Genomic DNA, 22,018 nt, shown 5'->3' on the forward strand with positions numbered 1-22,018 from the left:
TAGCCGGGGGCAGTCTCGGCGAAGACTGCCCCCGGACCTCACTACTTCGCGCCCAGGATCTGCTCGATCGGGTCGATCGCGAAGTACACCAGGAACAGCGCCGAGGTCGCCCACAGCAGCCAGTGGATCTCCTTGGCCTTGCCGAGGACCGCCTTGATCACCACGTAGGCGAGGAAGCCGGCGCCGATGCCGTTGGTGATGGAGTACGTGAAGGGCATCACGGCGATGGTCAGGAACGCCGGGATGGCGATCTCGTACTTGTCCCAGTCGATGTTCTTGACCTGGGTCATCATCAGGAAGCCGACGGCGACGAGGGCCGGGGCGGCCGCCTGGAGCGGGACGATGGTCAGCAGCGGGGTCAGGAACAGGGCGAGGGTGAACATGCCGCCGGTGACCAGGTTGGAGAAGCCGGTGCGCGAGCCCTCGCCGACGCCGGCCGCCGACTCGATGTAGGAGGTGGCGGAGGAGGACGAGGCCGCGCCGCCCGCGACCGCCGCGGCACCGTCGATGAGCAGGACCCGGCCGAGGTTGGGCACCTTGCCCTCCTCGTCGAGGAGGCCGGCCTCGGCGCTGATGCCGACGACCGTGCCCATGGTGTCGAAGAAGTCGGACAGGATCAGCGTGAAGATCAGCAGGACGACGGTGATGACGCCGACGCCGGCCGCGTCGAAGGCGCCGAACAGGCTGAAGTGACCGATCAGCCCGAAGTCGGGGGTGTCGACCAGCTTGTCGGGCCACGCGGGCGTGGTCAGGCCCCAGGACTTGATGTCGGCGGCGGAGTTGATGATCATCGCGACGATCGTCATGGTCACGATGCTGATCAGGATGGCGCCCTTGACCTTGCGGGCGAGCAGTCCGATCGTCAGCAGCACGCCGAGGCAGAAGACGAGGATCGGCCACCCGGTGAGGGTGCCGGTGGCGCCGATCTGGACCGGGACCGTGGTGTTCGCGATGTCCGGGATGCGGGTGACGAACCCGGCGTCGACGAAGCCGATGAAGGCGATGAACAGGCCGATGCCGACGCTGATCGCCTGCTTGAGGGGTTGTGGGATGGCGTGCATGACCGCTTCGCGCAGCCCGGTCACCACCAGGACGCAGATCAGCAGGCCTTCGAGGACGACGAGGCCCATCGCGTCGTCCCAGCTCATCAGCGGGGCTATCTGGAAGGCGACGACCGCGTTGAGGCCGAGTCCGGCGGCTAGCGCGAGGGGCAGGTTGCCGCCGACGCCCATGATGATCGTCATGACGGCGGCCACCAGGGCGGTGGCGGTGGTGAGTTGGACCGGGTCCAGCTGGTCGCCGAACTTGTCCTTGGCGCTGCCGAGGATGATGGGATTCAGGACAAGGATGTAGGCCATCGTGAAGAACGTGGCGAAGCCGCCGCGTATCTCACGGGCGAAGGTGGAACCCCGCTCGGAGATCTTGAAGAACCGGTCGACGCTGTTCGTCGCCGGTGGCGGGCCGCTCGGCCGGTCGGCCGCCTTCTGCGGTCGGGACATGGTTGTTGCTCCTTGGTGCCTGAATGATCTGTGTGCGGATGCTGGCTGGATTGTTCCTGCGTTGAACTGTTTTCAGGTTTTCTCCGTGTTACGGAATCGGAGTCGAGGGACCATACAGCGTTCGAAGGCCCGTACGAACCAGGTAGTCGATCACTGCTACGCTTCCGGATCTCGTCCCGGCGGACGCCGGACGATCACATGTCATTCACATGACACGCACAGGCGCCCGAGGGGTGCCCGAGTCGCCGTGAGGAGAGGTCGCCCGTGGGCACAGTCGTCGACGACGCCGCCTCCGTGGAGTTCCACGCCTTCTTCGAGCGTCACTACGCCGAACTGGCCCGCCTCGCCCATCTGCTGACCGGCGAGGCCGACGCCGCCGACGATCTGGCGGCCGACGCTTTGCTGGCGCTGTGGCACCGCTGGGACCGGGTCCGCGCGGCCGACCATCCGGCGGCGTACGCGCGCGGAGTCGTGGCCAACCTGGCCCGCACCCGCATCCGCAGCGCGGTCCGGGAGCGGCGGCGCATCGCGCTGTTCTGGTCGCAGCGCGAGGAGAAGACCGAGAACCCGGACGTCGCCGGCGTGGTGGACGTCCAGGGGGCGCTGCGCAGCCTGCCGTTCCGCAAGCGGGCCTGCGTGGTGCTGCGGCACGCCTTCGACCTCTCGGAGAAGGACACGGCACTCGCCCTCGGGATCTCGGTCGGTACGGTGAAGAGCCAGACCTCGAAGGGCATGGCGGAGCTGCAGCGGCTGCTCGGCACGCAGGCGGCACCGCTTAGAGTGCATGCGGCGATGGCGCGAACCGGTGACGCCGCGGGAAGGGACCGATGACCATGCAGCGGGACGTGCACGACGAGCTGCGCGCCCGGCTGCACGAGGCGGCCGGAACGCACGAGCCCGACCGCGCGCGCATCCTGGCCAGGGTCGAGCGCGGCATGACCGAGCAGACCCGCTCCGACCACCGGGCGACCCGCCCGCCGGTGTTCGGCTGGGTACGGGTGGTCGCGGCCACGACCGCGGTCGCGGGCGTACTCGGCGTCGGCGGTTACGCGGTGGCGTCCGCGGTGAAGGAGGACGCTCCCCCGCAGCGGAATGTCGCGGTCACGGCGACACCGTCCCCGGACGCCACGAGCCGCGCGCCCGCCCCGCCGCCGGACCCGACCCCGAGCGCCCCGAAGGAGACCCGCGAGACCGGCACGTCGCCGTCACGGACGCCGAGCGCGTCGGCCACCGCCGAGGCGCCCGTCGCCTCCGGCACCGAGGACGGCCCGCTGTGGTCGGACGGCTCGGTGGACCCGCACAGCAACGAGTTCTGGGGGCAGAGCAACGTCACCCTCAAGACGACCGAGAAACTCACCGCGCTCACCGTCCGGTTGAAGGTCAGGCAGACCGGCGGGCTCACCTCTGCGGGTGCCTGGCGCTCCGCTCCCGAGGACGACTTCACGACGACCGTTGTCGAGGAGGACGGCTTCCTCGTCTACACCTGGGTGCTCAAGCCCGACCGTTCGGTGTGGCCGGGCGAGTGGGTGTTCGCGGGCCAGTACGACCACGACCGCGGCGGCCGGGACGCGAGGGACGACGACTACGAGATCACCGCCACCACCGGCGGCCAGCAGCGTGCCGTGGCGGGCGACTTCGCCGCCCGTGAAGACGACGAGGGCGACTCGTAGAAAAATTCTGAAGCGGCGGCAACCCTTTCCTCACCCCGTGGCGACCAGGAAGCGCAAAGTTCCTCTCCCACGCAAGGAATGGGCATGACTGCACGAGCCGCACAGCGCGTCCGCCACCGCCGCCGGGTCACCACGAAGCGGGCGGCGATCGCCTCAGCCGCCGCGTTAGGCATCACCGGCGCGGCGATCGTCACCACGACGATGCTGTCCTCCGCCGGCGCCGCCTCCGCATGGCCCACCGCCAACGGCAGCAAGGCCGTCTCGTCGACGATCAAGGTGTCCGGCACGTACGACGGCAAGCTCACGAAGTTCTACGGCTCCGGCGCCCTCGGCGGCAGCGGCCAGGAGGAGGGCCAGGACCCGGTCTTCCAGCTCGCCGACGGAGCGGTCCTCAAGAACGTGATCATCGGCACTCCGGCCGCTGACGGCGTGCACTGCCTGGGCAGCTGCACCCTGCAGAACGTGTGGTGGCTGGACGTCGGCGAGGACGCCGCCACCTTCAAGGGCAAGTCGTCCTCGTCCGTGTACACGGTCCACGGCGGCGGCGCGAAGAACGGGTCGGACAAGGTCCTCCAGTTCAACGGCGCCGGCAAGCTCGTCGTCAGCAAGTTCCAGGTCGAGAACTCGGGCAAGCTGGTGCGCTCCTGCGGCAACTGCTCCACGCAGTACAAGCGCACGATCATCATCAACGACGTGGACGTCACCGCGCCGATGAACTCGATCGTCGGCATCAACTCCAACTACGGCGACACCGCCGCCCTGCGCAAGGTGCGCATCCACGGCGACAGCGGCAAGAAGATCAAGACCTGCGTCCGCTTCCAGGGCAACAACACCGGCAAGGAACCCACCCAGCTCGGTGTCGGCCCGGACGGAACCTCCTGCACGTTCACGTCATCTGACATCACATATCAGTGAGTGAACATTCAAGTATGACGGAGCACACTCCTTGAGTACGCACAAGAAGCACCTCACGCGCAGACGTGTGCTCGGGGCCTCCGCGATCGGCGTCGCCGCCACCGGCGCCGCCGTCGCGGGAGGCACCGGCCTTCTCTCCTCCGCGTCCGCGGCCGCGTTCGGCCACTCGGACGACGGCAGGAACTACGTCGTCGACACCGGCGCCTCCCTGGTCTTCAAGGTCTCCAAGTCGACCGGCGACATCACGTCCCTCGCCTACAAGGGCAAGGAGTACGAGGGATACGGCGGCAAGCACTCGCACGTCGAATCGGGGCTCGGCGCCTCCACCGTCACGATCAAGCAGTCCGGGGCGACCATCCTGGTGAAGGCCGTGCACGGCGCGATCACCCAGTGGTACGCGGCCCGCAGCGGCGAGAGCAACGTCTACCTGTGGACGGACAAGAAGGACGCCTCCTTCACCGCGACCCGGTTCCTCGTCCGCCTCAAGCCCGGGATGTTCCCCAACACGGGCCCGGACACCTGGATCGAGGCCTCCGACAAGGTCATCGAGGCCGGGGACGTCTGGCAGCGCGCGGACGGCACGACACACTCCAAGCACTACTCGGGCAAGCGGACGACCGACTACGACCACGTCGGCTTCACCACCGGCTCGGCCGGCCTGTGGCTGGTCCGCTCGAACCACGAGAAGGCCTCCGGCGGCCCCTTCTACCGCTCGCTGCTGCGCCACTCGAACGACCTCGGTGCCGGGCTCTACGAGATCCTGCACTACAACCAGGCCCAGACGGAGCCCGAGCGCTTCGGCCTCCAGGGCCCGTACGTGCTGGCCTTCACCGACGGCGGCGCCCCCGCCTCGTCCCTGTCCCACGCGAACCTCGACTCCTCGTGGGTGGACGGCCTCGGCATCACCGGCTGGGTCGGCAAGGCCGGCCGCGGCCGGGTGGCGGGCGTCGGCCTCAAGGGCATGAACGCCGAGTACGCCTACACCGTGGGCTTCGCCAACGCCGACGCCCAGTACTGGGCCAAGGCCGCGGCCGGCACGGGCGCCTTCTCCTGCAAGGGGATGCTGCCGGGGACGTACACGATGACGGTGTACAAGGGCGAACTCGCCGTGCACACCGGCACGGTGAAGGTGACCGCGGGCGGTACGACCTCCCTGCACACCATCACCGTCACCGGCGACCCGTCCACCGCCCGGACCCTCTGGCGGCTCGGCGACTGGGACGGCACGCCCGGCGGGTTCAAGAACGCCGAGCTGATGACGTACGCGCATCCCTCCGACGGCCGCGCCGCGAAGTGGACGGGGAACGTCACGATCGGCGGCGGCGGCGAGGCCGCGTCCTTCCCGGCCTACATGTGGAAGGACGTCAACGACGGGATCCTGGTCTACTTCAAGCTGACCGAGGCCCAGGCCGCCGCCGCGCACACGCTGCGGGTCGGGGTGACGGACGCGTTCGCCAACGGGCGGCCGCGGGTGACCGTCAACGACTGGGTCTCGCCGCTTCCCTCGGCCCCCACGCAGCCCTCCACGCGCTCCCTCACCACGGGTTCGTACCGGGGAAACAACCACACCTTCACTTTCAACGTCCCTACCAGTGCGTGGAAGACGGACACCTCGCAGTACAACGTCCTGAAGCTCAACATCGTCAGTGGTTCGGGCGGCTCGGCCTACCTCAGCGCCGGCACCTCGTTCGACTGCGTGGACCTGCTGGCCTGAGCCCCCTTCGGCCAGCGGTTGCCGGCCAGAGCCCCCCTCGGTCGGCACGAGGAACGCCCCGCCGGTGACGACCGGCGGGGCGTTCTTTCGTGCGGTGCGGGCTAGTTCATCGCCGTTCCGATGCTCGTCGACCCCGTCGTCAGGAACGTGGTCGCGGGCAGCGAGCCGTCCGGCCTCCTGGCGCCGTACGCTGTCGTCGCGTCCGTCGACCTGAAGGACGGCGTACTGACCCCGCCGTCCCAGTTGTTCGCCGCGGACACCGTCGACGGACCCAGCTTGCACGGCCCGCCCTTGTCGCCCACCGCGAGATTGCGAGCCAGCCGCGCCTTGCCGGTCGCGAAGTAGAACCCGGCCTTGGCATTGGCGTACGCGGTGTTCCGGTTCAACACGATCGCACCGCGGTTGGAGTTCTCCGTGAACCCGTTCGCCGTGTTGTCCCACGCCGCGTTGTTCTTGACGACATGCGCGACCGTGACTCCCCCGCCGCCCAGCTTGAACCCGTTGCCGTTGCCCTCGAACGCCGAGTCGCCCCACCGGTTCCTGCCGTTGCCGAAGGCCCAGGTGCGCTCGATGGTCACCCGCGAGGAGAACTGCCACAGGTCGAGGCCATCGTCGGAGTTGTTGTACAGCCGCGCGCCCGTGATCCGGTTGCCGGTGCCGGAGCCGAACTTCACGGCGATGCCGTCGGCGTTCTGCCCGTGCCTGGCCGGGTCGAAGTTGCCGTGACTGTCCAGGTTCTGCACGAGGTTGTCGGTCGTGCCGTCGCCGCGCAGGGTGAAGCCGGAGTCGCCGTTGTTCGCGGTGACGAGGTTCTTGAAGACGCCGCCGACCGAGGAGGTGACGACGAAGCCCTGGGCCGGGGAGTTCTGGAAGGTGAGGTTCTGGACGGTCCAGTGGTCGCCGTAGATCCCGGCGAGCCAGGAGCCGTCGGCCAGCTTGGAACCGTCGATCTTCACCTTCTCACTGCCGTACGCCTGCAGCGTGATCCGCGCCGAACTCGTGCCGTCGGCCGTGGACTTGAGGGTGGCCTTCGGGGTGTAGGTGCCGGCGCGGACCTGGATGACGGTACCGGCGGACGCGTTCTTGACGGCCGACTCCAGCTGGGCGGTGGTGGAGACGGTGACCGTCGTCGAGGCGGCCTGGGCACCGCCGTTCGAGAGGCCGAGGTAGACGCCGCTCGCGCACGCGGTGACGGCCACCGCCGCGGCGATCGAGAGGGTCCGCGTCCTGCGGTGACGTCCGGTGCCAAGACGCACGGGGCGTTCCTTTCCTAGGCGTTGGGGGACGAAGCGGGCCGGAGGGGCCGCCCCGGCCCGCTTCTGACATCCGGTCGCCGCCCCGGCCGAAAAGGTTGCCGCCCCGCGAAAACGATCGAAACTTTCGCTCCCCTCGGCCCCAACCGCACCGATTGACCAGCTGTCCCCCGCCGGTGACACTCCGAAGGCGAACCGACCCCACAGAAACCCCCACAGTCACACAGGATGTGTCATGCGACCCGCCAGACGCCGCACCGCCCGCACGCTCCTGGTCCCCTTTCTCGCCCTTCTCCTCTCCCTCCTCTCCCTCCTCGCCGCCCCTGCCGGCACCGCGCAATCAGGAGCACCACCCGTGAAGCAGTCCAAGTACGCCGGTTACCTCTTCGCCTACTTCACCGGCGAGGGCACCGCCGACGGCGAGCAGATCCGCTACGCCCTCAGCCGCGGCAACGACCCGCTGCACTGGCGGGAGCTGAACGCGGGCAAGCCGGTCCTGACGTCCACGACCGGCGAGAAGGGGCTGCGGGACCCGTTCGTGATCCGCTCCCCCGAGGGCGACAAGTTCTACATGATCGCCACCGACCTGAGGATGTACCGGAACTCCAGCGGCAGTTGGGACCAGGTCCAGCGGCACGGCAGCAAGTCGGTCATGGTGTGGGAGTCCACCGACCTGGTCCACTGGACCGACCAGCGGCTGGTGAAGGTCTCCCCCGACAACGCGGGCAACACCTGGGCGCCGGAGGCCTATTGGGACGACTCGCTGGGCGAGTTCGTCGTCTTCTGGGCGTCGAAGCTGTACGCCGACGACGATCCCGGCCACACGGGATCGACGTACAACAAGATGCTGTACGCGACCACCAAGGACTTCCGCACCTTCAGCGAGCCGAAGGTCTGGGACGACCCCGGATACTCGGTCATCGACTCGACGGTCGTGAAGCACAAGGACACCTACTACCGCTACACCAAGGACGAGCGGGACCCGTCCTCCAGCTCGCCCTGCTCGAAGTTCATCACCGGGGAGAAGTCGACGAGCCTGACGGACACGTCGTACGACTTCGTCTCCGAGTGCATCGGCAGCGGCTCGATCGACCGCGGCGAGGGGCCGACGGTCTTCAAGTCCAACACCGAGAAGAAGTGGTACCTGTTCATCGACGAGTACGGCGGCCGCGGCTACGTCCCCTTCGAGACCACCGACCTCGACTCGGGGAAGTGGACGATGTCCACGAACTACCAGCTCCCCGCGAGCCCGCGGCACGGCACGGTGCTGCCGGTCACGCAGGCCGAGTACGACCGGCTCCTTGCCGCGTACCCGTCGACGCCGACGTCGGTCGTGGACGCGACGGCGACCGGCCAGAAGGGGTACGCGGTCGTGACCGAGGCCGCGTCGAAGGTCGTGCTGCCGATGGAGCCCGGCGCGGATGTGGCACGTCTCGCCCCGCGGATCCACGTGGGTGAGGGCGCAACGCTGAGCCCGAGGTCGGGCACCCGGCGGGACTTCCGCACACCGCAGACGTACACCGTGAGAGCCGCCGACGGCACGACCCGCGCCTGGACGGTCGAGGCGGTCCGCACCGGCAGCCCGACCCTGCCCGGCCTCAACGCCGACCCCGACGTGCACTATCTGAACGGCGAGTACTGGATCTACCCGACGACGGACGGCTTCCCCGGCTGGGGCGGGACCCGGTTCAAGGCGTACTCGTCGAAGGACCTGGTCCACTGGAAGGACCACGGCGTCATCCTGGACCTCGGCCCCGACGTGGCCTGGGCGGACAAGTACGCGTGGGCGCCGGCGATCGCCGAGCGCGACGGGAAGTACTACTTCTACTTCTGCGCCGAGCAGCAGATCGGCGTGGCGGTGGCGGACTCCCCGGCCGGCCCGTTCAAGGACGCGCTCGGCAAACCCCTGGTGGCGAAGGGCGGTTCACTGAGCGGCCAGATGATCGACCCGGCGGTCTTCACGGACGACGACGGTCAGGCGTACCTGTACTGGGGCAACGGGCGCGGATACGTGGCGCCGCTGAACGACGACATGGTGTCCTTCGACGCCACGCGGGTGCAGGACATCACCCCGGACAACTTCCGCGAGGGGTCCTTCGTGATCAAGCGGAACGGCACGTACTACTTCATGTGGTCCGAGGACGACACCCGCAGCGAGAACTACCACGTCGCCTACGCGACGGGACCGTCCCCGCTCGGCCCGTGGACCAAGCGGGGGACGATCCTGTCCAAGCGCCCCGAGTACGGCATCCTCGGCACCGGCCACCACTCCGTGGTGAACGTCCCCGGCACCGACGACTGGTACATCGTCTACCACCGGTTCGCCCTGAACGGCCCCGGCAGGCCGGGCGGCGACGGCATGCACCGCGAGACGACCATCGACCGCATGGAGTTCGCGGCCGACGGGACGATCAAGCCGGTGGTGCCGACCCTGGAGTCGATACGACGGGTCAGCTGACGAAGTACGTCGGGTTCGGCAGCTTGTACGTCCGGTCGGCGTAGCCGCCTTCCAGGTCGGAGTACTGGTCACCGAAGTTGGCGACGATGTCGTACCCGAGGTCCTCGATGTGCGCCCGGGTGCCGGACTTGTACTGCACGGTGGTGCAGGTCCAGGCGCCCGGCGTGGCGCAACCGCTCAGGTACGACGGCGGGTTGGCCTTGTCCTTGAGGAACATGTGGTCGGCGTCGAGGTTCACATCGGCGCCGATCTTCTTCAGGTTCTCGACGGCCGCCGAGCGCTGCGCCTCGCTGAGGCCCGAGTTGTAGAAGACCTCGACACCCTTCTTCTCGGCGTACCGCACGAGTTCGGGGCTGCCGAAGACGGCCGGGCGGTCGGCCTTGTTGACGTAGTCGGCCCAAGTGGTCGCGTTGTACGTGTAGTTGTAGCGCTTCTCGTAGTCGAGGCTGAGCAGCAGCGTGTCGTCGATGTCGAAGACGACCGCGGGCTTCTCGCCCCGGTGCAGCGCCTTGCGGGCTGCCTGGTCGATGTACTTCTTCGCGGCGGCGTCGATGCGCGCGAGGTCCTTGGCGTACGGGCTGTCCGGGGACGCCTGGTAGACGCCGTTCGCGTCGGGCGCGGTGCCGTAGTAGGTGTCGATGTCCTTGACCAGCAGCCCGATGTTGTAGGGCTCGTGCGTCGAGTTGGCCGTGGACTGGCCGGCGGTGGCCGCACCGGCGCCGTACAGGGCGGCACCGGTGACGGCACAGGCTGCGACGACGGCAGCGATACGCAGTGGCTTATGCATGACACAGGTTTCTACGCGCGTCACCCCCGTGAGCGCGAGACCCGTTGCCTGATCGAGACCACTTTGCCAGGCAAAAGTCGGGTCAAGCGCCCCGGACGGCTCAGTCCATGGTCGCGCCGATGGTGGTCGAGCCCGTTGTCAGGAACGTCGTCGCGGGCAGGGTGCCACTGGAGCTGCGGGCGTTGTACGTGCTGCTCGCGTCCGTCGACCTGAAGGCGGGCGTCGAGATGCCGCTGTCCCAGTTGTTGCCGGAGGAGGCCACCGAGGAGCTCTTGCTCACCGATCCGCCGCCGTTGCTCACGGCCAGGTTCTTGCCGAGCTTGGCCGCGCCGGTGGCGAAGTAGTAGCCCCACTTCGCGTTGGCGTAGGCGGTGGTGCGGTTGATGACGATCGCGCCCTTGTTGGAGTTCTCGGTGAAGCCGTTGCCCGCGTTGTCCCAGGCGGCCGAGTTGTTGATGACGTGCGCGACCACCTCGCCGTCGCCGCCCAGCTTGTAGCCGTTGCCGTCGCCCGCGAAGGCGGAGTCGGACCAGCGGTTCTTGCCGTTGCCCATGGCCCAGGTGTGCTCGACGGTGACGGGCGAGGAGAAGGACCAGAAGTCCAGGCCGTCGTCGGAGTTGTTGTAGAGGCGGGCCCCGGTGATGAGGTTGCCGGTGCCGGAGCCGAACTTCACGGCGATGCCGTCGGCGTTCTCGCCGTGGGTGGCGGCGTCGTAGTGGCCGTAACTGTCGATGTTCTTCACGGTGTTGTTCACCGTGCCGTCGCCGGTGAGCGTGAAGCCGGAGTCGCCGCCGTTGATGGTCTTGATGTTGTTCCAGGTGGTGCCGGTGCACGACTGGCAGACGACCGCGCTGTCCGGGGAGTTCTGGAAGGTGAGGTTGGAGACGTTCCAGTAGTCCGCGGTGAGCTTGAAGATCCAGCCTCCCGCGGGCAGCGAGGACCCGTCGATCTTCACGGTCTCCGAGCCGTACGCGGTGAGTGTGACCGGCGCCGACGAGGTGCCGTTGGCCGTGGACTGGAGCGTGGCCGTCGGGTAGTAGGTGCCGCCGCGGACCTGGATGACGGTGCCGGCGGTGGCGTTCTTGATGGCGTTGGACAGGTCGGTCGAGTTGCTGACGACCACGGTCGCGGCCTGTGCCTGGGTGGGGAGCAGGGCGAGGCCGGCGCCGAGGGCGAGGGCCGTGCCGAGGGTGGTGAGAGCGGTACGACGAGTCATGGAGTGCGGTCCTTTTACGTCGTTCGGATGGGGAGGGGGTTACAGGACGCGGTCCAGCCAGGTGAAGACCTCGTCCTGCATGCGGTCGACGAAGACGTGGCCGAGGTCGGGCCAGGTCTTGAGGTGCAACCGCTCCTCGGCGTGGCGCGAACGCCAGACGGCGCGCAGCTTGTCGTGGGCCACCCGGACGCCGTCGGCGGGGAAGAGGGTGTCCAGAGCGCCGCTGAAGAAGAGCATCGGCCTGGGTGCGGCGATGCCCGCCACGTCGGGGAAGTCGAGGAACCGGGGAAGCCCGGGGTGGAGCATGTAGTACGACGACTGCCCGCGCAGCGTGTTGTTGCCGGGCACCATCATTTCCTTCAGCCCGGTCATCCAGCACACGCTCGCCGCGGCGGCGATGTCGTCGCTGAGCGCGGCCGTCTGCCAGGCGCGGTAGGCGCCCATGGAGAACCCGACCGCCGCGACCCGGCGTGCGTCCACCCGGTCGAGACCGGCCAGGAATTGGGCGGCGCGGGCGTCTTCGCGGGCCATGAGTCCGGCGAGGGAGGAGCCGAGGTTGTAGAGGTTGGAGGCGAGGGCCTGCTGCTGCTCGTAGGTGAGGGGGCCACGGTCGCTCCAGCCGAGCGCGTCCAGGCACAGGACGACGTAGCCGCGCCGGGCCAGTTCGTCGCCGAGGAAGCGGCCGCTGAAGTACTTGTCCGCCCACGCCTGCGCGGAGGCGAGGCGCGTGTCGTCGTACCAGGGCCGGACGAGCTTCTCCTTCCCGATGTCGAACCTGGCTCCGTGGTCGTGGAGGAGGAGGACGGCGGGGAAGGGTCCGGTGCCGTGCGGAGTGAGCAGAGTGCCGCGGACGCGCTCGTACGAGGTGAGGGAGAGGGTCACCAACTCCCGCGTGTATCCCCCGCCTTGGGGTCCCTCGGTGAACTCCGGGGCGTACCGCGTCCCGTCCTGCCGGCCGACGAGGAGGTGCTCCTCCACCTTGGCACGGGCGGCGCGGCGCCAGGCCTTGAAGTCGCGGACGGGTGACGTGCCCCAGGCGAGCGGGAAGCGCAGGCCGTCCTTCAGCGCCGGGTAGAAGTCGGGGAGGTTGCCGCCGACGAGCTCGGCGGCCTGTGCGGGACCGGGTGTACCGCCGAGGAACGCCGCCGCGGCGGCTCCCGCGACGAAGGTACGGCGACCGAACGGCTCACTCATACTGCCTCCCGGTGCCTGCGTGACGCAGGACGTGGTGCTCGACCGCGGACGGGGACCTGAGGGGCCGGTAGTCGTAGACGTCGGCGGGGTCCCAGCCGACCTCGCCGCTCAGTCCCAGGCCGCTCGCCACGGCGTCGAGGCGGGCCGGGCGGCCGTTGAACCAGGAGCCGGTGTCCCGGAAGTGCTCGCCGCCGTAGTCCGCGACCGCCAGCGCCGGGTTGCCGCGCGGGTACACGAAGACGTTGCGCTCGGAGAAGATCGCGGACTCCAGGCCGGCACCGAGCGCGTACAGGGTGTCGGCGGCCCGGCCCCGGTAGACGTTGTTGACGACGTGCACCTGCCCGAAGCGGACGCGGGGACCGCGCTGCACGATGTCGGTGAAGAGGTTGCGTACGAAGGTGACCTTGAGATGCCCGCGGTCCCGGTCGCCGCGCCCGTCGCCGGACCCGATGAGGATCGCCTTGTCATGGTCGGTGAACCGGCTGTCGGACACCGTGACGAAGTCGGAGCCGTCCTCGATGTCGAGGAGACCGTCGTGCCGCTGGACGTGCTCCCCGTGGAAGCCGAGGGGTGCCTCGCGGTCCGGGAAGCGGCCGTCGGTGAAGGTGCAGTGGTCGACCCAGATGTTCTTGCCGGTGATCACGGTCATCGCGTCGAAGCGGGCGTTCCAGCTGCCCCGCGTCCCGTCGCCCGGCGACCAGCTGGTGAAGTGGTCGACGGGCGCTTCCAGGTGAAGGTTCCGGACGATGATGTTCGTGCCGGTGTTGACGGTCAGGAAGACGCCGAGGAGCCGGGCGGTGCCGCCCACGCCGACCAGGGTGGTGTTGCTCGGCACGGTCAGCTGGATCTGCGCCTTTTCCCTGTTCGATCCGTTCTGCCTCAGCGTGCGCTGCTGCTTGCAGTAGTCGTATCGGGTGTCGGACCAGACGGCTCCGTCCTCGCCGAAGCAGGACATGTACTTCCCGAGGTCGTACCCGGGCGCGTAGTCCTGCTCGCCGAGCAGCGAACCGTCCGCCGCCTCGTGGCCGTCGATGGCGCCGACGACCCGGATCACCTTGGGTGCGGTGGGCTCGCCTTCGTTGGCCAGGGCCTCCTTCAGCTCGGCGCGGGTGTGCACCGTCCAGGTCGTGCCGCCCGCGCCGCCGGTGGTACCGGCGCCGGACGCGGCCCAGCCGACGGGTTCCCGCCCGGCAAAGGCGGCGGCCGTCTGGGTCGGCACGAGCAGGAACGCGCAGGCCAGCAGAGCTGCCATGGCCCTACGCACGGGGCCTCCAGTCGCCGAGGTAGGCCGACCTGGTGTGCGTCTGGGCCTCTTCGCCGGTCAGTTGGGGCCGGTTCTCCGGCACCGTGACGGCCGCGCCCGGGCCCGTGTTGCGGTACTCCCGGAACCGCATGGTCTGCCAGGGATAGGCCTCGCGCATGTTGGTGTACGGCGCCACCGCGTCGATCCCCGGACCGATCCGGCTGTCCCGCACGACGAGGGAGGGCCAGGCGGTCGTCTCGTACGACGGCACCCACGGCCGTGCCAGCTTGTACGCCCCGTCCTCGGCGGCGGAGGTGATCCGGGAGCGGACGGCGAGGATGCCGTGCGGGTTGGCGCGCGCGGTGGACGGGGCGAAGACCATGCCCTTCGGGGTGAAGGTCACGTCCCGTCGCAGCGTGCGGAAGTGGCAGTCCTCGAAGACCGCGGTCGCCCGGCCGAAGACGAAGTCGACGTCGCCCTCGACGTAGCAGCGGTGGAAGTACTGCCGGTCGAAGACGTCCAGCCCGCTCGTCTCGACGAAGAGCGTGTCCTGGTGGGCCAGGAGGCGGACGTTCTCGAAGTGGGTGCGGTCGCCGTACGTGTACGCCGCCACCGCCTGCGTTCCGGTGATCTCGGGGTGGTCGGCCCGCAGCCAGTCGTTGGCGAGGGTGAGGTCGCGGACGGTGAGACCGGGGGCCGCCGAGGTGAAGGTGGCGGAGCCCGCGGTGCCGTACGTGCCCGAACCGTCCGGCTTCTGCGTGCCGTTCGCGTTGTCGTACACGATGACGACGTCACGCGGATCGCGAGTCGCGCCGCGCAGGGTCAACTCCGCCTTGGCGGCAGGGACGTTGACGACCTCGCGATACCTGCCCGGGTGCACGACGATCGTCCAGCCGGGGCCGGTCACCGCGTCGACGGCCGCCTGGACGGAGTCGCCGGGACGGACGTGCAGGACGCGGCGGCCGACGGCGAGGGCGGGACCAGCACCGGCACCGGCCGCCACCAGCCCCCCGGCGATCCCCGTGAGGACCGTGCGCCTGCGCATCAGCGCTCCCCCTTCCACGGCGTCCAGTCACCGAGGTAAGCCGCACGCGTCGCCGACTCGGCCTGCTCATCATTGAGTTGGGGACGCTGGGCGGGCACCGTGATCTCCGCGCCCGGCCCTGTGTTGCGGTACTCGGCGAACCGCTGGTTCTGCCACGGGAAGGCGTCCGACATGTTGGTATAGGGCGCGACCGCGTCGATGCCCGGGCCGAGCCAGGTGTTCCGCACGGTGAGCGACGGGCGGGCGGTCATGTCCGAGCTGGGCACCCAGGGGCGGGCCAGCTTGTAGTACGCGTCCGGGGCCGCGCTGCTGATCCGGCTGCGCAGCACCAGGTAGCCGAGCGGGTTGGCGCCCGCCGTGGAGGGCGCGAAGACGAAGCCGTACGGGGCGGAGGACAGGTCGGTGCGGTTCAGGGTGCGGAAGTGGCAGTTCTCGTAGACGGCCGTGCCCCGGCCGAAGACGAAGTCGACGTCGCCCTCGACGTAGCAGTGCGCGTAGTACTGGCGGGCGAAGACGGACAGCGCGAAGGAGTCGGCGTACAGCGTGTCCTGGTGGCCGAGGAAACGGCAGTGGTGGAAGGCCGAGCGGTCGCCGAGGACCTTGATGGCGACGGCCTGGGTGCCGGTGATCTCGGGGTGGTCGGCGCGCAGCCAGTCGTTGGCGAAGGTGATCCAGCGGGCGGTGAAGCCGTCGGTGCGGATCAGGGTGGTGGCGGAGCCGGTGGTGCCGTAGGTGCCGGAGCCGTCGGGCTTCTTCGTGCCGGCCGCGTTGTCGTAGACGATGACGACATCGCGCGGGTCCTCGCTCGCACCGATCCAGGTCATCTCGGCGGCGGCCTCGGTGCGCTGCCCGGTGGCGGGGTCCACGACACCGGCGGACACGGTCTCGCGGTACTCGCCGGGCGCGATGACCAGGGTGTGTCCGGCGGTGGTGGCGGCGCGCACGGCGGCCTGGACGGTGGTGTGGTCGCCGCGGCCCCGCCGGTCGACGTACAGCGTCTTCGGGGTGAGGCGGGCGGCCGGTGACCCGTACCGGCCGAACGGGCGGGACCGGGCGGTGGCCTCGGCGGGCAGGGCCGTCAGCCCGAGCGCGGCGCCCGCTCCGGCGCTCGCCATCAGGAATCCCCTTCTGGACAGGGGGAGTTGGAGGTGGGGCGAGGGCATGCGGGTGCTCCTTGGATGTGCGGCTCGGCAGGGTGGTTCGGTGCGGGGCTTCCTCGCGTGGGGGGTGCGGGGGCCGGGGCGGCTGCGGGAGCCCGCCCCGGCCGGTGGTTCGAGGCGTCAGCCCAGGCGGCCGGCACCCGCCCGGTGGTCGACGATCGCCGGGACCGCCTTCGCCGGGTCGACCTTGGTGCGCAGGGTCGGCGTCCAGCCCGCGCCCGACTGCAGGGTCTCGGCGGGGATCTCCGCGTTGTGCACGGCGATCAGGTCGACGGCCTTGCCGTTGACGTAGTTGCCGGCGGCGGTGACCGGGGCCTCGCTCCACTTCTTGAGGACCTTCGCCGCGCTGACCCCGGCGGGCAGCGTGAACGCGTTCTTCTCCGCGACCAGCTGGGACTCCTTGCCGATGCCGTAGCTGTAGGAGTAGGAGGCGTCGGCCACGAAGTGGTTGTTGTACGAGTCGACCTGCCCGAAGCGGACCCGGGGCGCGCGCTCGACCAGCTTCGAGAACAGGTTGTGGTGGAAGGTGACCTTCAGGTGTCCCCGGTCCCCCACTGCCGTGGATTCGCTGTCACTGTTGCCGATCAGGATCGTCTTGTCGTGGTCGGCGAAGACGTTCCAGGAGGCGGTGACGTAGTCGGAGCCGCGGACGATGTCCAGCTCGCCGTCGTGCTGCTGGTAGAGCATCCCGAAGTAGGTGGGCGCCTCGCTGTCGGGGTGCTCGCCATCGGTGAACGTGTTGTGGTCCATCCACACGTGGGTGGAGCCGTAGACGACGGCGGTGTCGTACTCCGAGTTCCAGTTGCCCTTCGAGCCGTCGGTGGGATCCCACTGCGGGAAGCAGTCGACGGGGCTCTCGAAGGTGAGGTTGCGGACGATGACGTTGTCCACGGCCTTGATCTGGAGGCTGGCGCCCTTGATGCCGGCGTTCCTGCCGACTCCGATGATCGTGGTGTTGGCCGGGATGTTCGCCTTGATGGCCTTGTCCTGGTTGGCGGCCGAGGTTCGGCGCAGCCCCTCGGGGCTGTCGGCGGGCTCGGCGCTCAGGTCGGTGTCGAGGCCCCAGGCATCCGGCGAGTACTTCGCGAGGTAGGCGTCGAAGTCGTACCCGGGCGCGGCGAAGGCGTCACAGCCCTCGGAGACGGCGTCGATCGTCCCCTTCACCTTGATGATCTTCGGCGCGCTGCCCCCGGCGGCGAGGGCGGCCTTGAACTCGGCCCAGGTGCTCACGGTGTAGACGTGCTCGGCGTCGGCGGCGGCACCGCCGGTGGTTCCCGTCCCGTACGACGCCCAGCCGTCGTTCGCGGCGAGGGTCTGCCGGGCCAGGTCACGGGAGGTGTGGGCCTGGGCGGTGGTGCCGGTGACCGCCAGGGCGAGGGCGGTGCAGCCGACCAGGGCGATGCTTGTGGCCTGTTTTGTGGCATGCCCATGCCATCTTTGTGCATTCATTGTGCGGCTCTCTCTCGGTGAAAGGTGGTTACGCGGTGGCCGTCGGCCAGGTGATCCAGGACTCCGGGATCTCCGCGTCGAGCCGGCGCACGTCCTGGGGCGCCAGCACCCGGTGGTGCAGCAGCTCGGCGGCGACCAGCCGGGCCACCGCGATCGCGCCCGGCGGGTTGAAGTGCGTGTTGTCCTGCTCGGTGGCGGTCCAGTTGAAGTACTTCTTCGTCTCCTCGACGCCGAGCTTCTGCCACAGCGCGAGCGACAGGGCCTGGAGATCGAGCAGCGCCACGCGCTCCTCCTCGGCGAGCGCACGCATCGCCGCCGGATAGTCGCCGTGACTCGGCACGGCGTTGCCGCTCGCGTCGAACCTGCGACGCTCGACGGCCGTGGCGAGCACGGGCCGGGCACCTCGGGCCCGGGCACCCTCGATGTACAGGCGCAGGTAGTCCTGGTACGTCGTCCAGGGCTCGGTGTAACGCGTGGGGTCCGTGGTCTTCTCGTCGTTGTGCGCGAACTGGACGAGCAGGAAGTCCCCGGGCCGGATCGCGGAGAGAACGACGTCGAGCCGTCCCTCGTCGACGAAGCTCTTCGAACTGCGCCCGTTCACCGCGTGATTGGCGACGGGCCGATCCTTGTGCAGGAAGAACGGAAGCGCCATGCCCCACCCCGTCTCGGGGGCGGCATCCGAGTATTTCTGGGCGGCGGTGGAATCACCGGCGATATAGAGGGTCCGGTTACGGCGGCCCGAGGCCTGCGCGGTACCGGTCGCGGCAAGAGCGAGAGGAGCAGCGGCCAGGGCCGCGGTGGTGACTTGTCTGCGGGTGAGCGACACGACGATGTGCCTTTCTCGACGGTCTTACGAGATAGCGGTGCCTTTCAAAGTGGGGGGTAACCCCCGCGCCCCCAAAAGGGGCGCGGGGCTGTGCCCTATATGCGGCTACCGCCGCGTGGGCGCGACCAGCCACAAAAACCCCGCAGCCGACCGTAAAACCGAACCAGCCGAGCTCTTAGCCCTTCTGCTCGTTCCACTCCGCCTGAGCCGTGTTCAACTGCTCAGCCAGCGTGTCCAGGAAGTCCTTCTCACTCATCTTCCCGAGCAGCACCTTCTGGAAGTTCGGCTCGTTGTCCGACTTCGAGATCGTGCCCCAGTCAGGCAGGTAGTACGGCAGCTGGACAATGGTCGTGGAACCGTCACTCAGCGCCTCGGCCGCCAGCTTCGTGGGCTCGGCCTTCTGAACCCACGCGTCCTTCGCGGCGTCGTTGTTCGCCGGCACCTGACCGGCCGACTCGTTGAACTTCGAGTTCTCCGCGTGCGAGGTGGCGAACTCGATGAACTTCCAGGCGGCTTCCTTGTTCTTGGAGGTCTTGAACAGCCCGAGCCCGTCAACGGGGTTGGAGACCTGGACCCGCTTGCCGGAGGGCCCCATCGGCTGCGGAATACCGCGGAACTTGTCGGTCCCGAACGCCTTCACATGATCCTGGTACGAGCCCAGGTTGTGGTTCAGCATTCCGATCGTGCCGGAATCCCACTGGGCGACCATCTTGGTGAAGTCGTTGTTGAGGTCGGCGGCCGGAGTGGTCTTCTTGAAGAGGGCCGTGTACTTCTCCAGCGCCGCCACGTTCTTCGGGTCGTTGACCGTGGTCTTCTCCCCGCTCGCGTCCCAGAAGGACGTGATGCCGGACTGCCCGTACATCGCGTCCAGCGCCTGGGCGATGGAACCGGCGCCACCACGGATGGTGTAGCCGAACTCGTTCTTGCTCGCGTTCGTGAGCTTGTCCGCGGCCTCGTAGAACGTGTCCCAGGTGGTCGGCGCCTCCAGCCCCGCCTTCTCGAACAGGTCGGTGCGGTAGTAGAGGACACCGTTGTTGGCGGAGGTCGGGATCGAGTACAGGGTGCCGTCACCGCCGCCGGCCGCCTTCAGCGACTTGACCATGTCCTCGTTGAGCTTGCCGTTGAGCGAGGACTTGGCGAGACGGTCGTCCAGCGGGTCCAGCGCGTTCTGCGCGGAGATCGCCGCGATCATGGCCGCGCCGACACCGCCGACGTCCGGCAGGCCGCCGCCCTGGATGGCGGTGTCGACCTTGGACTGGTACTCGGTGGAGGCGATCCCGACGTACTCGACGTCGATGTCCGGGTTCGCCTTCTCGAAGTCGGCGATGATCTCCTTCCAGATGTCGGTGCGGACACCGCCGTTGTTGTCCCAGAAGAGGACCTTGCCCTTGCCGCTGCCCTCGGCGCCCTTGTCACCGCCGGCGCCGCCACCGTCGTCACCACAGGCGGTGGCGGTCAGCGCGAGCACGGAGCCCAGGGCGACGGCTATGGCCGCGCGCCTGCTTCTACGGATGCTGATCTTCATTGGTCGGCTCTCTTCTTCTGGATCCAGCGGAGATGTGAAGTTGTGGGGGTCAGTGGTCACCGTGTGAGGTCAGCGGCGGGCGTGCGGAGCCCAGTTGTCCGTGCCCTTGAGGTAGTTCGCGACGGTGTGCGTCTTCGCGTCGGCGTCGCTCATCTGCGGCCGGTCCGCGGTGACTTCCGCTCCCGGGCCGTAGGTCCGGTACTCGGCGAACCGGGCGTCCTTCCATGAGAACCCGCTCATGTCGGTCCACGGCGAGGCCTTGATCGCGGCGGGCAACTCGGTCTCACGGAACAGCACTTGGGCGACGGCGTTCGGTTCCCCGCCCGGGTGCCAGGGCCGGCCGAGGTGGAAGCTGCCGGCGGGCGCGTCACTCACGACCTTCGACTTCGTGATCAGGAACCCGTACGGGTTGCCCGTCCATGTCGAAGCCGCCGTGATGTAGCCGTTGTTGGTGGCGGAGCCCCGGCTGAGCGCCTTGATGACGGACCGCTCGATGACGGTGGTCGCGCGTCCGTAGACGAAGTCGACATCGCCCTCGATGTACGAGTCGCGGATGTAGACGCGGCTGATCACGTCCAGCTTGGGGCTGTCGGTCATCAGGGTGTCCTGGTTGCCCAGGAAGGCGGTGTCCTCGAAGACGATCCGGTCGCCGGTCGTCTTCATGGCGAGGGCCTGCTCGCCGCTGAGCTCGTGCGCGGCCTCGTCGAAGTCGTTGCTGAAGGTGAGGTTGCGGGCCGTGACGTCGCTCGCGGCGATCCGTACGGTCGCGCTCCCGGTGGAGCCGCCGTACGCGGCGGGCGTGTCGTAGACGATGACGGCGTCGGACCGGTCCTGTCCAGTCCCCTGCAACACGATGTTCGGCTTCGTCGCGGGGACGAAGACCTTCGCCCGGTACGTGCCCGGCGCGATGGCGATCGTCACCGGCACGGCGTTGCCGTCGGGCACGGCGTCGACGGCGGCCTGCACGGTCGGGTAGTCGGCCGGAACGTGCAGCGTGGTACCGATGCGCTTCTGCGGCCCGGAGAAGCGCTGGACCAGAGCCGGCACGGCGGCAGCCGGATCCAGCCGGTAGTCGTAGAACTCCCGGGGATCGAAGGCGGCGCCCCACTCGTCGGTCCGTCCGGTCGTGTTCCGCAGGATCGACCCGCGCTCGACCAACTCGGCGGTGGCGTCCGCCTGGTAGGGGTGCTGGACGTCACGGTAGTAGCTGTTCTCGATGACCATCCTGGTCCGGCCGCGCGACCAGTTGCCGTACGTCCACACGGGATCGCCCGGATCCGCCTGTGCCGTCAGGTAGTTGTTGTACAGGTGCGCGTAGGCGGCGTTGTCCACGGACGGGTTGCGCTGCTTGGTCTGGGCGAACAGGTTGTGGTCGATCGTGATCTGCGTTGTGACGTTGGTCGTCCAGCCGAGCCCGAAGGTCTTGTTGTTGTTCTCGAACCGGTTGTACGAGACGGTCACGTACTCGCTGTCCTTGCGGACGTCCAGCTGCCCGTCGCAGATGTTCGAGAAGCGGTTGTGATCGACCCACACGTGGTGGACGGTGTCCATCTGGATGCCGTCGAAGTCGGTGTCCTTGCAGTCCCAGTTGCCCTCGACCGCCGAGTCACGGATCGTCAGGTTCCGGATGATGACGTTGCTCGTGCCGGGGTTCAGATGGAGCTCCCCGTGGACGATCTCGCCGGTGTCGCCGACGCCGATGATCGTCTTGTTCGAGGTCACGACGATGTCCGAACCGAACGGCTCGACGGCGATCGCCCCCGACACCCTGATGACGTACGGCTCTTCGGCCGCCGCGTACCTCGCCAGCGCGGCCTGGTCGGTGACGGTCACCACCTTGCCGCCCGCGCCGCCGGTCGTGCCGCCGGCGAGGGAGGCGAAACCGTGGGCCCGGTCGGTCCAGCGGTCGGCCGGCGCCGAAGCGGCCGAGGACGGGGCCGCGGCCTTCGCCTCGCCGACCGCCCCGAGAGACAGGGCGGCCACCAGACCGATCACGGCGGCCACGACTCTGCCGAGACCCGGTCTCGGCAAGCGCTTGCTATGGAGGTGCGTCATTGCGGCTCC

At 68.8% G+C, this 22,018-nt stretch carries 17 protein-coding genes; 5 read left to right on the forward strand and 12 right to left on the reverse strand.

All coding sequences use genetic code 11. The annotated features are described in order from the left end of the window. Window positions 1-41 precede the first annotated feature (41 nt). Window positions 42-1,499, reverse strand: coding sequence for an NCS2 family permease (locus QFZ76_RS13210; protein WP_307673897.1), 1,458 nt, complete (start codon window positions 1,497-1,499; stop codon window positions 42-44). A 264-nt stretch (window positions 1,500-1,763) separates the two neighbouring features. Between QFZ76_RS13210 and QFZ76_RS13215 the strand changes: the two genes are divergently transcribed. The 4 genes from QFZ76_RS13215 to QFZ76_RS13230 all read left to right on the forward strand — a co-directional run bounded on the left by QFZ76_RS13215 (window position 1,764) and on the right by QFZ76_RS13230 (window position 5,798). Beyond that, window positions 1,764-2,330 (forward strand): SigE family RNA polymerase sigma factor, encoded by a 567-nt coding sequence (locus QFZ76_RS13215; protein ID WP_307673898.1) that lies wholly within the window; start codon window positions 1,764-1,766, stop codon window positions 2,328-2,330. Beyond that, window positions 2,327-3,169: a hypothetical protein gene (locus tag QFZ76_RS13220; protein ID WP_307673899.1), complete on the forward strand. Its 843-nt coding sequence runs from the start codon at window positions 2,327-2,329 to the stop codon at window positions 3,167-3,169. The genes QFZ76_RS13215 and QFZ76_RS13220 overlap by 4 nt, the downstream gene beginning before the upstream one ends. Window positions 3,170-3,253: 84 nt before the next feature. Continuing rightward, window positions 3,254-4,084, forward strand: coding sequence for a pectate lyase (locus QFZ76_RS13225; RefSeq protein ID WP_307673900.1), 831 nt, complete (start codon window positions 3,254-3,256; stop codon window positions 4,082-4,084). A 31-nt stretch (window positions 4,085-4,115) separates the two neighbouring features. Next, window positions 4,116-5,798, forward strand: coding sequence for a rhamnogalacturonan lyase B N-terminal domain-containing protein (locus QFZ76_RS13230; RefSeq protein WP_307673901.1), 1,683 nt, complete (start codon window positions 4,116-4,118; stop codon window positions 5,796-5,798). 101 nt (window positions 5,799-5,899) lie between these two features. Here the strand turns inward: QFZ76_RS13230 and QFZ76_RS13235 are convergent, their stop codons facing one another. After that, entirely contained in the window at window positions 5,900-7,054 is a 1,155-nt protein-coding gene (locus tag QFZ76_RS13235; RefSeq protein ID WP_307673902.1) for a right-handed parallel beta-helix repeat-containing protein, read from the reverse strand. Between the two features lie 232 nt (window positions 7,055-7,286). Between QFZ76_RS13235 and QFZ76_RS13240 the strand changes: the two genes are divergently transcribed. Next, window positions 7,287-9,509, forward strand: a complete 2,223-nt coding sequence (locus QFZ76_RS13240; RefSeq protein ID WP_307673903.1) for a family 43 glycosylhydrolase — start codon at window positions 7,287-7,289, stop codon at window positions 9,507-9,509. On the opposite strand, the gene QFZ76_RS13245 is transcribed toward QFZ76_RS13240, so the two are convergent. The 10 genes from QFZ76_RS13245 to QFZ76_RS13290 all read right to left on the reverse strand — a co-directional run bounded on the left by QFZ76_RS13245 (window position 9,502) and on the right by QFZ76_RS13290 (window position 22,009). Next, window positions 9,502-10,296, reverse strand: a complete 795-nt coding sequence (locus QFZ76_RS13245; RefSeq protein WP_307673904.1) for an HAD family acid phosphatase — start codon at window positions 10,294-10,296, stop codon at window positions 9,502-9,504. The two genes, QFZ76_RS13240 and QFZ76_RS13245, sit on opposite strands and share 8 nt — an antisense overlap. A 100-nt stretch (window positions 10,297-10,396) precedes the next feature. Continuing rightward, window positions 10,397-11,512, reverse strand: coding sequence for a chondroitinase-B domain-containing protein (locus tag QFZ76_RS13250; protein WP_307673905.1), 1,116 nt, complete (start codon window positions 11,510-11,512; stop codon window positions 10,397-10,399). Between the two features lie 39 nt (window positions 11,513-11,551). Then, window positions 11,552-12,706, reverse strand: coding sequence for a dienelactone hydrolase family protein (locus tag QFZ76_RS13255; RefSeq protein WP_307673906.1), 1,155 nt, complete (start codon window positions 12,704-12,706; stop codon window positions 11,552-11,554). Next, window positions 12,699-13,958: a polysaccharide lyase family 1 protein gene (locus QFZ76_RS13260; RefSeq protein ID WP_307673907.1), complete on the reverse strand. Its 1,260-nt coding sequence runs from the start codon at window positions 13,956-13,958 to the stop codon at window positions 12,699-12,701. Before QFZ76_RS13260 ends, QFZ76_RS13255 begins: the two co-directional genes overlap by 8 nt. Window positions 13,959-13,962: 4 nt before the next feature. Continuing rightward, window positions 13,963-14,994 (reverse strand): pectinesterase family protein, encoded by a 1,032-nt coding sequence (locus QFZ76_RS13265; RefSeq protein WP_307673908.1) that lies wholly within the window; start codon window positions 14,992-14,994, stop codon window positions 13,963-13,965. After that, window positions 14,994-16,157 carry a pectinesterase family protein gene (locus QFZ76_RS13270; RefSeq protein ID WP_307673909.1) on the reverse strand — a complete coding sequence of 388 codons (1,164 nt, stop codon included), beginning with the start codon at window positions 16,155-16,157 and terminating at the stop codon, window positions 14,994-14,996. Before QFZ76_RS13270 ends, QFZ76_RS13265 begins: the two co-directional genes overlap by 1 nt. A 117-nt stretch (window positions 16,158-16,274) precedes the next feature. Next, window positions 16,275-17,603 (reverse strand): polysaccharide lyase family 1 protein, encoded by a 1,329-nt coding sequence (locus QFZ76_RS13275; protein WP_307673910.1) that lies wholly within the window; start codon window positions 17,601-17,603, stop codon window positions 16,275-16,277. A gap of 28 nt (window positions 17,604-17,631) precedes the next feature. After that, window positions 17,632-18,429, reverse strand: coding sequence for a rhamnogalacturonan acetylesterase (locus QFZ76_RS13280; RefSeq protein WP_307673911.1), 798 nt, complete (start codon window positions 18,427-18,429; stop codon window positions 17,632-17,634). 175 nt (window positions 18,430-18,604) lie between these two features. Beyond that, the gene (locus tag QFZ76_RS13285) at window positions 18,605-19,954 is read right to left on the reverse strand and encodes a sugar ABC transporter substrate-binding protein (RefSeq protein WP_307673912.1); all 1,350 of its coding nucleotides are present in this window, start codon (window positions 19,952-19,954) and stop codon (window positions 18,605-18,607) included. 69 nt (window positions 19,955-20,023) lie between these two features. After that, window positions 20,024-22,009: a pectinesterase family protein gene (locus QFZ76_RS13290; RefSeq protein ID WP_307673913.1), complete on the reverse strand. Its 1,986-nt coding sequence runs from the start codon at window positions 22,007-22,009 to the stop codon at window positions 20,024-20,026. Between the last annotated feature and the right edge of the window lie 9 nt (window positions 22,010-22,018).

Origin of the sequence: Streptomyces sp. V4I2 (assembly GCF_030817655.1) — a bacterium.
Lineage (GTDB): Bacteria > Actinomycetota > Actinomycetes > Streptomycetales > Streptomycetaceae > Streptomyces > Streptomyces plumbiresistens.

What these genes read in the sequence shown, in the direction of transcription:
- QFZ76_RS13210 (WP_307673897.1), bottom strand. Translation starts at nt 1,499, where the DNA reads ATGTCCCGACCGCAGAAGGCGGCCGACCGGCCGAGCGGCCCGCCACCG.
- QFZ76_RS13285 (WP_307673912.1), bottom strand. Translation starts at nt 19,954, where the DNA reads ATGAAGATCAGCATCCGTAGAAGCAGGCGCGCGGCCATAGCCGTCGCC.
- QFZ76_RS13290 (WP_307673913.1), bottom strand. Translation starts at nt 22,009, where the DNA reads ATGACGCACCTCCATAGCAAGCGCTTGCCGAGACCGGGTCTCGGCAGA.
- QFZ76_RS13245 (WP_307673904.1), bottom strand. Translation starts at nt 10,296, where the DNA reads ATGCATAAGCCACTGCGTATCGCTGCCGTCGTCGCAGCCTGTGCCGTC.
- QFZ76_RS13255 (WP_307673906.1), bottom strand. Translation starts at nt 12,706, where the DNA reads ATGAGTGAGCCGTTCGGTCGCCGTACCTTCGTCGCGGGAGCCGCCGCG.
- QFZ76_RS13250 (WP_307673905.1), bottom strand. Translation starts at nt 11,512, where the DNA reads ATGACTCGTCGTACCGCTCTCACCACCCTCGGCACGGCCCTCGCCCTC.
- QFZ76_RS13240 (WP_307673903.1), top strand. Translation starts at nt 7,287, where the DNA reads ATGCGACCCGCCAGACGCCGCACCGCCCGCACGCTCCTGGTCCCCTTT.
- QFZ76_RS13220 (WP_307673899.1), top strand. Translation starts at nt 2,327, where the DNA reads ATGACCATGCAGCGGGACGTGCACGACGAGCTGCGCGCCCGGCTGCAC.
- QFZ76_RS13225 (WP_307673900.1), top strand. Translation starts at nt 3,254, where the DNA reads ATGACTGCACGAGCCGCACAGCGCGTCCGCCACCGCCGCCGGGTCACC.
- QFZ76_RS13275 (WP_307673910.1), bottom strand. Translation starts at nt 17,603, where the DNA reads ATGAATGCACAAAGATGGCATGGGCATGCCACAAAACAGGCCACAAGC.
- QFZ76_RS13265 (WP_307673908.1), bottom strand. Translation starts at nt 14,994, where the DNA reads ATGCGCAGGCGCACGGTCCTCACGGGGATCGCCGGGGGGCTGGTGGCG.
- QFZ76_RS13260 (WP_307673907.1), bottom strand. Translation starts at nt 13,958, where the DNA reads ATGGCAGCTCTGCTGGCCTGCGCGTTCCTGCTCGTGCCGACCCAGACG.
- QFZ76_RS13270 (WP_307673909.1), bottom strand. Translation starts at nt 16,157, where the DNA reads ATGCCCTCGCCCCACCTCCAACTCCCCCTGTCCAGAAGGGGATTCCTG.